Below are 13289 nucleotides of genomic sequence, written 5' to 3' on the forward strand. Positions count from 1 at the left end.
GGGCTGCGGGCGCGACGCCCTAGCCGCGCTGCCCGAACACTTCCTTCCAGGCCATCGCCGGGCCCGTGCCGCGCGCGAGCCAGGGCCCCTCGTGCCAGCCGCACAGGTCCCAGCCGTGCAGGCGATAGCGGCGGCCCTTGCCGCGATCGAGCAGGATCAGCCCGCCGCGCGGCGCGCCTGCCGCGAACCAGCGGCCGTCCGGACTGAACGCCGCCCGCGGCTCCGCTCCGCCGACGACGTTGCCGTCGGCAAGGCGGTAGCGGCCGTCCGCCCAGTGCGCCTCACCGCCCCGGGGATCGACGCAACGGCCCTCCGACCAGTGCGGCGGGTCCAGCTCGACGATCGCGGCTGGCGGCCCGGCCGGGGCGAGTGCCAGCGCCGGCCAATCGCGCGTCTCCGCCGGCGCGAGCGGCTCGCGCAGGTTGCGGTCGAGCCACGCCTCCAGCCCCGCCAGCAGCGTGTAGCCGACCAGGGCGCCGAGCAGGGCCATGGCCCAGGCGAAGGCATCCCCGCCCAACGCCCGCTGCAGGGCGAACAGCACGCCCGGCAAGCCCCAGCGCAGGCCGCGGCGGATCGCGCCGGCGTGGGCCCGCAGGCGGTCCGACGGCACCATCAGCGCCGCGGCACCGGCCAGCAGCGGGGGCACGCCCAGCCACCAGGGGACGATCGCCAGCAACAGCAACCAGGCCAGCGCGGGGAGCCGCTCACGACGCGAGCCCACGTCGCGCCCGGGCGCCGCCACCTTCGGCGGGTGCCGGAGAAGGTTGCGGAGGCTTTTGGGTGCTAGGCGCATGCGACCACGTTACCGCAGCGGTGATGCGAGGGTCGGGCACGCAACCGTGGTCAGATCGATGCTCCCCTCCCCGCCGTGGCGGGGGGAGGCATCTCAGCGCGACGCCGGGCTCAACCGCACCACACCCGCGCGTTGCGGAACATGCGCATCCACGGCGAATCCTCGCCCCAGCCGTCCGGATGCCAGCTCATCTGCACGGTGCGGAACACGCGCTCCGGATGCGGCATCATGATGGTCACGCGCCCGTCGGCGGCGGTGAAGCCGGCCAGGCCGCCGGGCGAGCCGTTCGGGTTGAGCGGGTAGTTCTCGGTCGGGCGGCCGCGGTTGTCCACGAAGCGCACCGCCGCCTGCGCCTTCGACGGGCTGCACGCGGAGGGGAAATGCACCCGCCCCTCGCCGTGCGCGACCGCGACCGGGATGCGCGAGCCGGCCATGCCCTTGAAGAACAGGCTGGGCGAATCGAGCACCTCCAGCGTGGACAGGCGCGCCTCGTACTGCTCGGAGGCGTTGCGCAGGAACTTCGGCCAGTGCCTGGCGCCCGGGATGATGTCCTTCAGCTGCGAGAGCATCTGGCAGCCGTTGCACACGCCCAGGGCGAATTTCGACGGGTCGTTGAAGAAGGCTTCGAACTGCTCGCGCAGCGCGGCGTTGTACAGGATCGACGCGGCCCAGCCGCGGCCGGCGCCGAGCACGTCGCCGTAGGAGAAGCCGCCGCAGGCGGTGAAGCCGCGGAAGTCGGCGAGCGTGTGCCGACCGGCGGCGAGGTCGGACATGTGCACGTCCACCGCCTCGAAGCCGGCGCGGGTGAACGCCGCGGCCATCTCGACCTGGCCGTTGACGCCCTGTTCGCGCAGCACCGCCACGCGCGGGCGCGCGCCGGTGGCGATGTACGGCGCCGCGACGTCCTCGGCGGGATTGAAGCTGAGCTTGGGGCTGATGCCGGGGTCGGCATCGTCCAGCCGCCAGTCCAGCTCGACGTCGGCGCTGAGCGGGTTGTCGCGCAGGCGCTGCATGGCGTGGCTGGCGTGGTTCCAGCAGGCGAACAGCTGCGTCCAGTTCCACTTGAACACGCTCTCGCTGCCGAGGAACAGCTTGATGCCGAGCTTCTCCTTGGGCCGCCCGATACGATGGCTCATGCCGGCCAGGCCGTGCTTGACCAGCAGCGCCTCGAAGGCCTCGCGGTTGGCGCTGGCCACCTGCAGCACGGCACCCAGCTCCTCGTTGAACAGCGCGCGCAAGGTGGCTTCGGCCCAGCCGTCCAGGTGGATCTCCAGACCGCAGTGGCCGGCGAAGGCCATCTCCAGCAGGGTCACGATGGCGCCGCCGTCGGAACGGTCGTGGTAGGCCAGCACCAGGCCGGCGCGGTTGGCCTCCTGCACCAGCTCGAAGAGCGCGCGCAGGCGCCTGGCGTCGTCCAGGTCCGGCGGCACGCCGCCGGCGCGGTTGAACACCTGCGCCAGCGCCGAGCCGCCGAGCCGGTCGCGGCCGGCGCCGAGGTCGATCAGCCACAGGTCGGAGTCGCCGCGGTCCAGCCGCAGCTGCGGCGTCAGCGTGCGGCGCACGTCGCCGACGCGGGCGAAGCCGGTGATCACCAGCGACACCGGCGCGACCGTGCGCTGCGGCTGCTCGCCGTCCTGCCACACGGTCTGCATGGAGAGCGAGTCCTTGCCGACCGGGATGGCGATGTCCAGCGCAGGGCAGAGCTCCATGCCGACCGCCTTGACCGCGTCGAACAGCGCGGCGTCCTCGCCCGGATGGTTGACCGCGGCCATCCAGTTCGCCGACAGGCGGATCTCGCCCAGCGACTCGATCGGCGCGGCGGCGAGGTTGGTGATCGCCTCGCCCACCGCCAGGCGCGCGGCGTCGGGGCTGCTGAGCAGCGCGACCGGGGCGCGCTCGGCCATCGCCATCGCCTCGCCCTGGTAGCCGTCGAAGTCGGTCAGCGTGACCGCGCAGTCGGCCACCGGCACCTGCCATGGACCGACCATCGGGTCGCGGTGGTTGAGGCCGCCGACGGTACGGTCGCCGATGGTGACCAGGAAGCTCTTGCTGCCCACGGTGGGCAGGCGCAGCACGCGCTGCACCGCCTCGTCCATGCCGATGCCGGAAAGGTCCGGCAGCAGGTCCACGCGCGGCTTGATCCGCCGCGTATCGCGGTGCATGCGCGGCGGCTTGCCAAACAGCACGTCCATCGGCAGGTCGATCACGGTGAGGTTGCGGCGCGGATCGGTCACGCGCAGCACGCGCTCGGCGGTGGCGGCACCGACCACGGCATAGGGACAGCGCTCGCGCCGGCAGTACGCCTCGAACTCGGGCAGGTGCTCCGGCGCGATGGCCAGCACGTAGCGCTCCTGCGACTCGTTGCTCCACACCTGCATCGGCGAGAGCGAAGGGTCGTCGCAAGGCACCCTGGAGAGATCGATCTCGCCGCCCACGCCGGCGTCGTTGAGCAGCTCGGGAATCGCGTTGGACAGCCCGCCCGCGCCGACGTCGTGGATGCTGACGATCGGATTGTGCTCGCCACGCATCCAGCAGCTGTCGATCACCTGCTGGCAACGCCGCTCCATCTCGGCGTTGTCGCGCTGCACCGAGGCGAAATCCAGCTCCGCGCTGGAGGCGCCGGAAGCCACCGAGGAGGCGGCGCCACCGCCCAGGCCGATCAGCATCGCGGGGCCGCCCAACACGACCACCGCGTGGCCGGGCTGCACCTCGCGCTTCTGCACGTGCTCGCGGCGGATGTTGGCCAGGCCGCCGGCGATCATGATCGGCTTGTCGTAGCCGCGACGCACGCCGGCTTCGCCGGTCTCGTGCTCGTAGGTGCGGAAGTATCCGCCCAGGCACGGACGGCCGAACTCGTTGTTGAAGGCGGCGGCGCCGAGCGGTCCGTCGCGCATGATCTCGAACGCGCTGGCCATCCGCGGCGGCAGCGGACGCTCGACCTCCCACGGTTCCGGCGCGCCTGGAATGCGCAGGTCGGACACCGAGAAGCCGGTCAGGCCCGCCTTGGGCTTGGCCCCGCGGCCGGTCGCACCCTCGTCGCGGATCTCGCCGCCGGCGCCGGTGGCCGCGCCCGGCCAGGGCGCGATCGCGGTGGGGTGGTTGTGGGTCTCGACCTTGATCGCGTAGTCGACCTGCTCCTGGTGCGCACGCCAGATCCCCCCGCCGTCGGTGAAGAAACGCCTGCCCGCGTGACCCTCGATCACCGCGGCGTTGTCCTTGTAGGCGGACAGCGTGTGCGCCGGCGAGCGCTGGTGGGTGTGCTTGATCATGGCGAACAGGCTCTTGTCCTGCGCCTCGCCGTCGATCGTCCAGCTCGCGTTGAAGACCTTGTGGCGGCAGTGCTCGGAATTGGCCTGCGCGAACATGAACAGTTCCGCGTCGGTCGGGTCGCGGCCGAGTTCGGCGTAGCGGGCCACCAGGTAGTCGATCTCGTCCTCGGCCAGCGCCAGGCCCAGGCGGGCGTTGGCCGCGGCCAGGGCCTCGCGCGGCTGGTCGCCCAGCTCAACGTGCAGCAGGTCGCCCGGCGCGCCGGCCAGGAACAGGCCCTGCGCCTGGGCCAGGTCGGTCAGCACCGACTGCGTCATCGGGTCGTGCAGCGCCGCCAGCACCGCCTCGTACCCGGCGGTCCCCGCGTCCGGCAGGCCGGCGGCCTGCCAGGCGACCCCGCGCTCGACCCGGCGCACGTCGAAACCCGCGCCGTGCAGGATGTCGGTGGCCTTGCTGGACCAGGGCGAGATCGTGCCCAGGCGCGGCACGGTCCACAGCGTGGCCGGTTCCGGCGTGGCGTCCTTCGCCTCCAGCACCTCCAGCAGGCGCCTGCGCTCGGCGCCTTCGGGCGCGCGCTCGGCGTCCAGCACGTAGACGAACCAGCACGCCTGTACGCGGGCGCCGCGGTGCGCCGCATCGAGGCGTGCGTTCAGGCGGTCCAGACGAAACGGCGAAAGGGCGCTCTGCCCGTCGAAAGCGATCATGCGGGGGATCTGGCGCGATGCGGGAAAGCGCCCATTCTACCCGATGCGGCCGCGCGGCCATGCCCCGGCCCGGCCGCGGGACCTCCGGTCCGCGCGGCCGCGGCCGCTCAGCTGCCCTTCTGCAGCAGGCTCAGCAGCTTGTCGGGAGGCAGGTAGCCGCCCAGCACCATGCCGTCCGGACCGATGATCATGGGCGTGCCGTCGACCCCCAGCTTCACGCCCAGCTCGTATTCGTCCTTCACCGGGTTCGGGCAGGTGGCCGGCTTGGGCGCCTTGCCCTGCTTGGCTGCGGTGAAGGCGGCCTTGCGGTCCGGCGCGCACCACACCGAGACCATCTCCTTGTACGTGTCGGTGGGGTCGCCCGCGGTGGTGGTGACGCCCTCGCGCGGCCAGGCCAGGTACTCGACCGCGATGCCCTCGGCGTTGAGCTGGTCGATGTGCGAGTGGAACATGCGGCAGTAGCCGCAGTTGACGTCGGAGAACACGGTCACGGTGTACTTCGGGTTCGGCGGCGCGAACACGATCCGCTGCGAGGCCGGCACCTTCGCCAGCTCCGCCTTGCGGAACGCCGCCCAGCCGCGTTCGCTGAGGTTGCGCTTGGCGCTCAGGTCGACCAGGTCGCCGTGGAGCATGTACCTGCCGTCGGTGCTCACGTAGACCAGCTGGCCGGAGGCGATCACCTGGTAGAAGCCGGGCAGGGCCGAGGGCGTGATCGAATCGAACTGCACGCCGGGCGCGATGCCGCGCAGCGCCGTGCGCACCACCGTCTCGGCGGCCGGATCCACGCCCGGGGCAGTGCTCGGGCGGTCGGCCGCGGCGGCGGCGACCGCGAAGGCGCCGGCGAGCAGCGCGAAGGGAAGCTTGCTGAACATCGAAACCTCGCAGCCGCGTGGGGGATGGCGGCGGACGCCCGATTCTGGCACAGGCCGCCGGGCCGAAACGTGAGCAATCCATGAGCCCGCGACCCGGGTGAACCGGGCACCCGAACGGCTCAACCGCGGGGATGGTGCTTCGCGTGCAGGCGCTTGAGGCCCTCCTTCGCCACCAGCGTGTAGATCTGGGTGGTGCTGAGCGAGGCGTGGCCGAGCAGCAGTTGCAGCGCGCGCAGGTCGGCCCCGTGATTGAGCAGGTGGGTGGCGAAGGAGTGGCGCAGCACGTGCGGCGAGATCCGCCGCGCGTCGATGCCCACCGCCAGGGCGTGGCGCTTGACCAGGGTCCAGAACATCTGCCGGGTCATGCCCTCGCCGCGCCGGCTGAGGAACAGCGCGGCCGGCTGGCGTCCCTTGGCCAGCTGCGGCCGGGCGTCGACGAGATAGGCCTCGATGCGCTCCAGCGCCACCTCGCCGACCGGCACCAGGCGATCCTTGCCGCCCTTGCCGGTGATCCTGAGCACGCCCTGGCGCGCGTTCAGCGCGGCCAGCGGCAGCTCCACCAGTTCGGACACGCGCAGTCCCGAGGCGTACATCAGCTCGAGCATGGCGCGATCGCGCAGACCCAGCGGCGTGGAAACATCCGGCGCGGCCAGCAACGCCTCGATCTCGCGCTCGGCCAGCGCCTTGGGCAGGCTGCGCGGCATGCGCGGCCGCTCGATCAGCAGCGTCGGGTCCTCGAAGCCCGGTTGTTCCCTGGCCAGGTGCCCGTAGTAGCGGCGGAAGGCGGACTGGCGCCGGGCCATCGAGCGCACCGCAGCGCTCCGGCTTCCGTGGAACACGGACAGGTCCTCGCGCCGCGCGGTCTGCAGGCTGCGTCCACGCGCGGCGAGCCAGCGCGCGAGTCCTTCCAGGTCCTGCCGGTAGGCCTCCAGGGTGCGGTCGGCCAGGCCATCCTCCGACCAGACCCGCTCCAGGAAGGCGGCGATGCTGCGCTGGTCGGCTTCGGCGATACTTGCGTCTTCTTCCTGCATGCCAAGATGCTCGCCCGCGGCCCGCGGCGGGCGCAAGCACGAGCCGATGACCGTACTCGACGATGCCGCCCTCCCCTGCCCGCTGTGGCGACGCCTCGCCGCGCTGGTGTACGACCTGCTCGCGGTACTCGCGATCGTGATGGTGGTGGGTCTGCTGTGCCAGCTCGCCACCGGCGGGCGATTGATCGCGACCGGTGCGCACACGCACATCGCCTGGTGGTACCAGCCGCTGCAGGGCCTGGTGGTGGCGGCGTACTTCGCGGTCTCGTGGCTGCGCGGGGGCCAGACCCTGGGCATGCGGCCGTGGCACATCCGCCTGACCGCCGCGGACGGCGGCAGGATCGCTCCCGGACAGGCGCTGCGGCGCGTCGTCGTCGCCGCGCTGCCGCTGCTGCTGCTCGGACTGGCGCCCTGGCTGGGCCTGGGCGGCGCCGTGTGGGCGGCACTGGCCGGCTGGGCGCTGTGGTTCGCGCCGGCCCTGGTCGACCCGCGCCGCCGTGCGCTGCACGACCTGGCCGCCGGCACCGCGCTTCGCCGCAGCTGAGCACGGCGCCACCGCGCGAAGGCGCACCTGCTTCACATCCGCCGCGAGCGCGCTTGCTGTACAAGAGCGCATGGCCGCCTCCGCTCCCGTCCGCAGCGATGCCGAACTGCTCCGCGTCAACCGCGGCTTCTACGAGGCGCTGTGGGCACAGGCGCGGCTGATCGAACCGGACCGTTTCAATACCTGGCCGCTGCTGCGCGAACTGGCCTCGGCCGCGCCGCGCCGGCTGGAAGTCGCCCCCGGGCTTCGCCCGCGCCTGCCGCTGGAAGACACCTGCTTCGTCGACCTCAGCCACGCGGCCCTGCGCCGGCTGCGCGCAAGAGGCGCCGCCGCCATGCACGGCATGATCGGCGCCCTGCCCTGCGCCGACGCACAGTTCGACCTGGTCTGCGCCTTCGACATCCTCGAACACGTCGCCGACGACGAGGGCGCGCTGCGCGAGCTGGCGCGGGTGGCCGCCCCCGGCGCCACGCTGCTGCTGTCGGTGCCGCTGCACGCCGCCGCCTGGACCGCGTTCGACGAGTTCGTCGGCCACTGCCGCCGCTACGAGCCGGAGGCCATCGAAGCCCTGCTCGCGCACCATGGATTCGCGCTGGAGCGCAGCGCGGTCTATGGCATGCAACCGAAGTCGTCGCGGCTGCTGGACCTGGGTCAGTGGTTCCTCACCCACCAGCGCGAACGCGCGATGTGGTGGTACAACCGCGTGTTCATGCCGCTGGGGCTGCGCTTCCAGAAGCCGTTGCAGTGGCGCGAGGGCTTGCGCGACGTGGACGGGGTGGACGAGGTCTTGCTGGTCTGCCGGCGGCGCGGCTGATCCGCCCCCTGGCGCCTGAGGCGGGCGCCCGACGCGCAGGTACCGACGCTTCGGCAGCGCCCGATGCGGCGCTGCACAATCCGCGCGCGAAGCCACTAGAATGGCGTTTTGCCCAACCCACCGTCGCCATGCTCTACCAACTCCACGAATGGCAGCGCGCCTTCCTGGGCCCGATGAGCTACTTCGCCCACGCCAGTGCGAGGATGTTCAGCGAGCCCGGCAGCCTGCTTTCGCAGTGGCCGGGCGCGGCGCGCATCGCGGCCGGTTGCGAGCTGATGTACCGGCTGGGCAAGGACTACGAGAAGCCCGCCTTCGGCATCCACGAGATACGGACCGCCGGGCGGACGGTGGCCGTGGTGGAACAGACCGCGCTGGAGTTGCCGTTCTGCCAGCTCAAGCGCTTCAAGCGCTACAGCGATGATCCGGCGGTGATCGAGACGATGCGCCGGCAGCCTGTGGTGCTGGTGGTCGCGCCGCTCTCGGGCCACCATGCCACGCTGCTGCGCGACACCGTGCGTACGCTGCTGCGCGACCACAAGGTGTACGTCACCGACTGGGTCGACGCGCGCATGGTGCCGGCCGAGGCCGGCATGTTCCGGCTCGACGACTACGTGGCCTACGTCGAGCGCTTCATCCGCCACATCGGCGCAGACGAGCTGCACGTGATCTCGGTCTGCCAGCCCACCGTGCCGGTGCTGGCGGCGGTGTCGCTGATGGCCGCGCGCGGCGAGGAGACGCCGCGCAGCCTGGTGATGATGGGCGGCCCGATCGACCCGCGGAAGAGCCCGACCAGTGTCAACAACCTGGCCACCACCCAGCCGCTGTCCTGGTTCGAGGCCAACCTGATCCACACCGTCCCGGCCAATTACCCCGGGCGCGGCCGCAAGGTCTATCCCGGTTTCCTGCAGCATGCGGGCTTCATCGCGATGAACCCCGGCCGGCACCTCGACTCGCATTGGGACTACTACCTCGACCTCCTGCGCGGCGACCTGGACGACGCCGAGGCGCACCGTCGCTTCTACGACGAGTACAACGCCGTGCTGGACATGCCGGCCGGCTACTACCTCGACACCATCAGCACCGTGTTCCAGCAGTGCCTGCTGCCGCGCGGCCTGTGGGAGGTGAACGGCGAGCGCGTGGACCCCGGTGCGATCGCGCGCGGCGCCCTGCTCACCATCGAGGGTGAACTGGACGACATCTCCGGCCTGGGCCAGACCGAGGCGGCGCATGCGCTGTGCACCGGCATCCCGGCCGCGCGCCACGCGCACCGGGTGATCGCGGGCGCGGGCCACTACGGCATCTTCAGCGGGCGACGCTGGCGCGAGACGGTCTACCCGCAGGTGCGCGACTTCATCCGCCGTCATGCCGGCCAGCGGGCGCGCAAGGCGGCCATTCAGCGCAAGGGGTGAGCCTCGACACCCTGCCGCGTCATCTTCACCGGCAGGATGCGACCGCGGGCGTCGAACTCGAGCCGGTCGATGCAGACCACGCGGTGGTTGGCGGCGGTCTCGCCCTCGGGCCGGCGGTGATAGACGATGTACCAGCGCCCGTCGGGCGTGTGCAGCAGCGAATGGTGGCCGGCGCCGGTGGCGATCGCGGGGTCCTGCTGCAGGATCGTGCCAATGCGCCGGAACGGCCCGGTGGGCGAGGCGCCGATCGCGTAGGCCACCGCGTAGTCCGGCCCGGTCCAGCCACCCTCCGACCACATCAGGTAGTAGCGCCCGTCGCGCTTGAACATCATCGGCCCCTCGACGTAGCGCTCGGGGGTGATCTCCTTGAAGGTGCTGCCGTCGGCGAACGGCGCGAAGCCGCTGAAGTCGTCCTTCAGGCGTGCGATGTTGGCGTGCTTCCAGCCGCCGTAGAGCAGGTAGTACCGGCCGTCGTCGTCGCGGAACACGGACGGGTCGATCGGCTGCGCGCCGTGGTGGAAGGCGCCCACCAGCGGCTTGCCGAGCAGGTCGCGGAACGGCCCCTCGGGGTGGTCGGCGACGGCCACGCCGATGCCGCCGGTCTGGCGGTCGCTCTGGATGTCGTTGGCGGCGAAGAAGAGATAGTAGCGCCCATCCCGGGCCACGATCGCCGGCGCCCACAGCGCGCGCCGGGCCCAGGTCACCGCGTGCACGTCCAGCACCCGCGGGTGGCGCGTCCAGTGCACCAGGTCCGGCGAGGAGAAGGCATCGAAGAACAGCTGCCGGTCGTAGGCGTCCGAGGTGGTGGGGTAGATCCAGTACGACGAGCCGAAGATCGCCGCCTCCGGGTCGGCGTACCAACCGGGGAACACCGGGTTGCCGGCGAGCGCCGGTGGCGCCCCCGACGCGAAGGCGACACTGGCCGCGAGACAGGCCCACCACAGCCGCCCCCGCATCGGGCACCCGTTCATGCCCGATGCTCCCGGGCGAAGAAGGTGCGGAACGCTTCGATCGTGCGCGCGATGCCCGTATCGTCCACGTCCAGGTGGGTGACCAGGCGCAGCGTCGGCAGGTAGCCGATGCTGATGCGGATGCCCGCCGCGCGCAGGTGCCCGTCCAGCGCGCGCAGGCGTTCGGCCGGCACTTCGACGAACACCATGTTGGTGTGCTGGCCGAGCAGGCGCAGACCCGGCAATGGCGCCAGCTGCTCCGCCAGCGCGGCGGCACGGGCGTGGTCCTCGGCCAGGCGCGCGACGTGATGGTCCAGCGCGTGCAGGCCGGCCGCGGCCAGCATGCCGGCCTGGCGCCAGCCGCCGCCTGCCACCTTGCGCCAGCGCCGCGCCTTCTCGATCAGCGCGACGGAACCGGCCAGCACCGAGCCGACCGGCGCACCCAGCCCCTTGGACAGGCAGACGGAGACGCTGTCGAAGCAGCGGGCGATCTCGCGCGCCGGCACGCCGCAGGCGACCGCCGCGTTGTAGAGCCGCGCGCCGTCCAGGTGCAGCGCCAGGCCCCCTTCACGCGCGAAGTCGTGCGCGGCGCGCAGGTAGTCCAGCGGCAGTACGCGCCCGTGCCAGGTGTTCTCCAGCGCCAGCAGGCGCGTGCGGGCGAAATGCGGATCGACCGGCTTGATCGCGGCGGCCACGCGCTCCAGCGGCAGCGAGCCGTCGGCCTCCTGCATGATCGGCTGTGGCTGGATCGAGCCCAGCACCGCGGCGCCGCCGCCCTCGAACTTGTAGGTGTGCGCATCCATGCCCACCAGGTATTCGTCGCCGCGCTCGCAATGCGACATCAGCGCCAGCAGGTTGGATTGCGTGCCGCTGGGCACGAACAACGCGGCCTCGAAACCGAGATCGGCAGCCACGCGATTCTGCAGCGCATTGACCGTGGGGTCCTCGCCGTAGACGTCGTCGCCCACCGGCGCCCGCACCATCGCCTCGCGCATGGCCGGCGTCGGCCGCGTGACGGTATCGCTGCGCAGATCCACCCAGTCCACGTTCCACCTCGTCACTGCGGAAAGAGGCAGCTTGGCGCCGGGCGCCGCCGCAGGCAAGCACCCGGCCCGGGCACAAAAAACCCGCGCGTGCGCGGGCGAGATGGTGGGTCGTCCGAGACTCGAACTCGGGACCAATAGATTAAAAGTCTACTGCTCTACCAACTGAGCTAACGACCCATCAAAGGGGAACGGCAAATTTTATGGCCTGGCCGCTGGCCGCACAAGCGAATACGCCGCGCCCATGAAGGGCGAACCTGCTTGCGATGCTTCTCGGCGCCGGACGACACGCCCGCGCGGGACCGAGCTAGCTCGCGATGCTTTTGGGGCGCCGGATGCGACCAGAGCGTCGCGAGCAAGCGCGCTCCGGGCACGGAGGCGAGCGGTTTCAGGCGTAGCGGGTGGGGTCGGGCAGGCCGGCGGCGCGGAAGCCTTCGGCGCGCAGGCGGCAGGCGTCGCAGTGGCCGCAGGCGCGGCCCTGGGCGTCGGCCTGGTAGCAGCTGACGGTCTGCGCGAAGTCGACACCCAGGCGCTGGCCTTCGCGGGCGATGTCGGCCTTGCTCATGCGCATCAGCGGCGCATGGATGCGCAGGCCCACGCCCTCGATGCCGGCCTTGGTGGCGACGTTGGCCAGGCGCTCGAAGGCCTCGATGAAGTCCGGGCGGCAGTCGGGATAGCCCGAGTAGTCCACGGCGTTGACACCGCAGAAGATGTCGGCGGCGCCCAGCACCTCGGCCCAGCCCAGCGCGATCGAGAGCATGATGGTGTTGCGCGCCGGCACGTAGGTGACCGGAATGCCTTCGCCGCCCTGCTCCGGCACTGCGATGTCCGCGGTGAGCGCCGAGCCACCGATGCGGCGCAGATCGACCTGCACGGTCTTGTGCTCGGCCGCGCCCAGGGCGCCGGCGACGCGCTCGGCGGCCTCGAGTTCGGAGCCGTGGCGCTGGCCGTAGGCGACGCTGAGCGCGTGGACCTGGAACCCCTGCTCGCGGGCGATGGCGACCGTGACGGCGGAATCCATGCCGCCGGAGACGAGCACGACGGCCTTGCGGGAAGCGATGTCGGACATGGCGTTGTTCCTGGTACGGCCGGTCACCGGCCGGAAAGCGCTGGCGGCGACACAGGCCGGAGCGCGTCTGTTCCCTTCCCCCGTCGACGGGAAGGAGGAAAGGGCCTCAGTGCCCCGGCGCGTCGTTCCACAGCAGCTTGTGCAGCTGCAGCTGGAACCGCACCGGCAGGCGGTCCTCGAGGATCCACTCGGCCAGTTCGCGCGGTTGCACGGCGCCGTGCACGGGCGAGAACAGCACCATGCAGCGATGCGCGATGCCGTGCTCGGCCACCACGCCGCGCGCCCACTCGTAGTCGGCGCGGCTGGCGATCACGATCTTGACCTGGTCGTGCGGCAACAGGTGTTCGAGGTTGCTCCACAGGTTGCGCGCGCTTTCGCCCGAATCGGGCGCCTTGAGGTCCATCACCTTGCGCACGCGCGGATCCACCTCGGCCAAGTCCAGTGCGCCGGAGGTCTCCAGCGATACCTCGTAGCCGGCGTCGCACAGCCTGCGCAGCAGGATCAGGCAACGCTTCTGCGCCAGCGGCTCGCCGCCGGTGACGCAGACGTGGCGCGCGCCATGCGAGGCGACCTCGGCCAGGATCTCGTCGATCGCCCGCCAGCCGCCGCCGTGGAAGGCATACTCGGTATCGCACCAGACGCAGCGCAGCGGGCAGCCGGTCAGGCGGACGAACACCGTCGGCCAGCCGATCGCGTCGGCCTCGCCCTGGATCGAATGGAAGATCTCGGTGATGCGCAGCCGCTCGGCCGGCATCGGCGCGGCGGGCGGCAAGCCCGCGGAACTGCCCATCAC

At 71.7% G+C, this 13289-nt stretch carries 11 protein-coding genes and 1 tRNA gene; 3 read left to right on the top strand and 9 right to left on the bottom strand.

Going from position 1 to position 13289, the window contains the following annotated elements:
• Positions 1-19: 19 nt before the first annotated feature.
• The 4 genes from WAT24_RS07060 to xerD all read right to left on the bottom strand — a co-directional run bounded on the left by WAT24_RS07060 (position 20) and on the right by xerD (position 6667).
• Positions 20-721 carry a hypothetical protein gene (locus tag WAT24_RS07060; RefSeq protein ID WP_336807126.1) on the bottom strand — a complete coding sequence of 234 codons (702 nt, stop codon included), beginning with the start codon at positions 719-721 and terminating at the stop codon, positions 20-22.
• Between the two features lie 182 nt (positions 722-903).
• Positions 904-4764, bottom strand: a complete 3861-nt coding sequence (gene purL / locus WAT24_RS07065) for a phosphoribosylformylglycinamidine synthase (protein WP_336807127.1) — start codon at positions 4762-4764, stop codon at positions 904-906.
• A 107-nt stretch (positions 4765-4871) separates the two neighbouring features.
• Positions 4872-5636 (bottom strand): DsbC family protein, encoded by a 765-nt coding sequence (locus tag WAT24_RS07070; protein WP_336807128.1) that lies wholly within the window; start codon positions 5634-5636, stop codon positions 4872-4874.
• Between the two features lie 119 nt (positions 5637-5755).
• Positions 5756-6667: a site-specific tyrosine recombinase XerD gene (gene xerD, locus WAT24_RS07075; RefSeq protein WP_336807129.1), complete on the bottom strand. Its 912-nt coding sequence runs from the start codon at positions 6665-6667 to the stop codon at positions 5756-5758.
• Between the two features lie 46 nt (positions 6668-6713).
• Here xerD and WAT24_RS07080 point away from each other — a divergent pair, with 46 nt between their 5' ends.
• The 3 genes from WAT24_RS07080 to WAT24_RS07090 all read left to right on the top strand — a co-directional run bounded on the left by WAT24_RS07080 (position 6714) and on the right by WAT24_RS07090 (position 9434).
• Positions 6714-7211, top strand: coding sequence for an RDD family protein (locus tag WAT24_RS07080; protein WP_336807130.1), 498 nt, complete (start codon positions 6714-6716; stop codon positions 7209-7211).
• Between the two features lie 70 nt (positions 7212-7281).
• Positions 7282-8025, top strand: a complete 744-nt coding sequence (locus WAT24_RS07085; protein WP_336807131.1) for a class I SAM-dependent methyltransferase — start codon at positions 7282-7284, stop codon at positions 8023-8025.
• Positions 8026-8153: 128 nt separating this feature from the next.
• Positions 8154-9434, top strand: a complete 1281-nt coding sequence (locus WAT24_RS07090; protein WP_336807132.1) for a polyhydroxyalkanoate depolymerase — start codon at positions 8154-8156, stop codon at positions 9432-9434.
• On the opposite strand, the gene WAT24_RS07095 is transcribed toward WAT24_RS07090, so the two are convergent.
• The 5 genes from WAT24_RS07095 to queE all read right to left on the bottom strand — a co-directional run bounded on the left by WAT24_RS07095 (position 9419) and on the right by queE (position 13286).
• Entirely contained in the window at positions 9419-10405 is a 987-nt protein-coding gene (locus tag WAT24_RS07095; RefSeq protein ID WP_336807133.1) for a glycoside hydrolase family 43 protein, read from the bottom strand. The two genes, WAT24_RS07090 and WAT24_RS07095, sit on opposite strands and share 16 nt — an antisense overlap.
• Positions 10402-11430, bottom strand: a complete 1029-nt coding sequence (ltaE, locus tag WAT24_RS07100) for a low-specificity L-threonine aldolase (protein ID WP_336807134.1) — start codon at positions 11428-11430, stop codon at positions 10402-10404. The genes WAT24_RS07095 and ltaE overlap by 4 nt, the downstream gene beginning before the upstream one ends.
• A 101-nt stretch (positions 11431-11531) precedes the next feature.
• Positions 11532-11607 (bottom strand) — tRNA-Lys (locus tag WAT24_RS07105).
• Positions 11608-11815: 208 nt separating this feature from the next.
• Entirely contained in the window at positions 11816-12496 is a 681-nt protein-coding gene (gene queC, locus WAT24_RS07110) for a 7-cyano-7-deazaguanine synthase QueC (RefSeq protein ID WP_336807135.1), read from the bottom strand.
• A 106-nt stretch (positions 12497-12602) separates the two neighbouring features.
• Positions 12603-13286 (bottom strand): 7-carboxy-7-deazaguanine synthase QueE, encoded by a 684-nt coding sequence (gene queE / locus WAT24_RS07115; protein ID WP_336807136.1) that lies wholly within the window; start codon positions 13284-13286, stop codon positions 12603-12605.
• Positions 13287-13289: the final 3 nt, after the last annotated feature.

Source organism: Fulvimonas yonginensis, from assembly GCF_037137055.1.
Lineage (GTDB): Bacteria > Pseudomonadota > Gammaproteobacteria > Xanthomonadales > Rhodanobacteraceae > Frateuria_A > Frateuria_A yonginensis.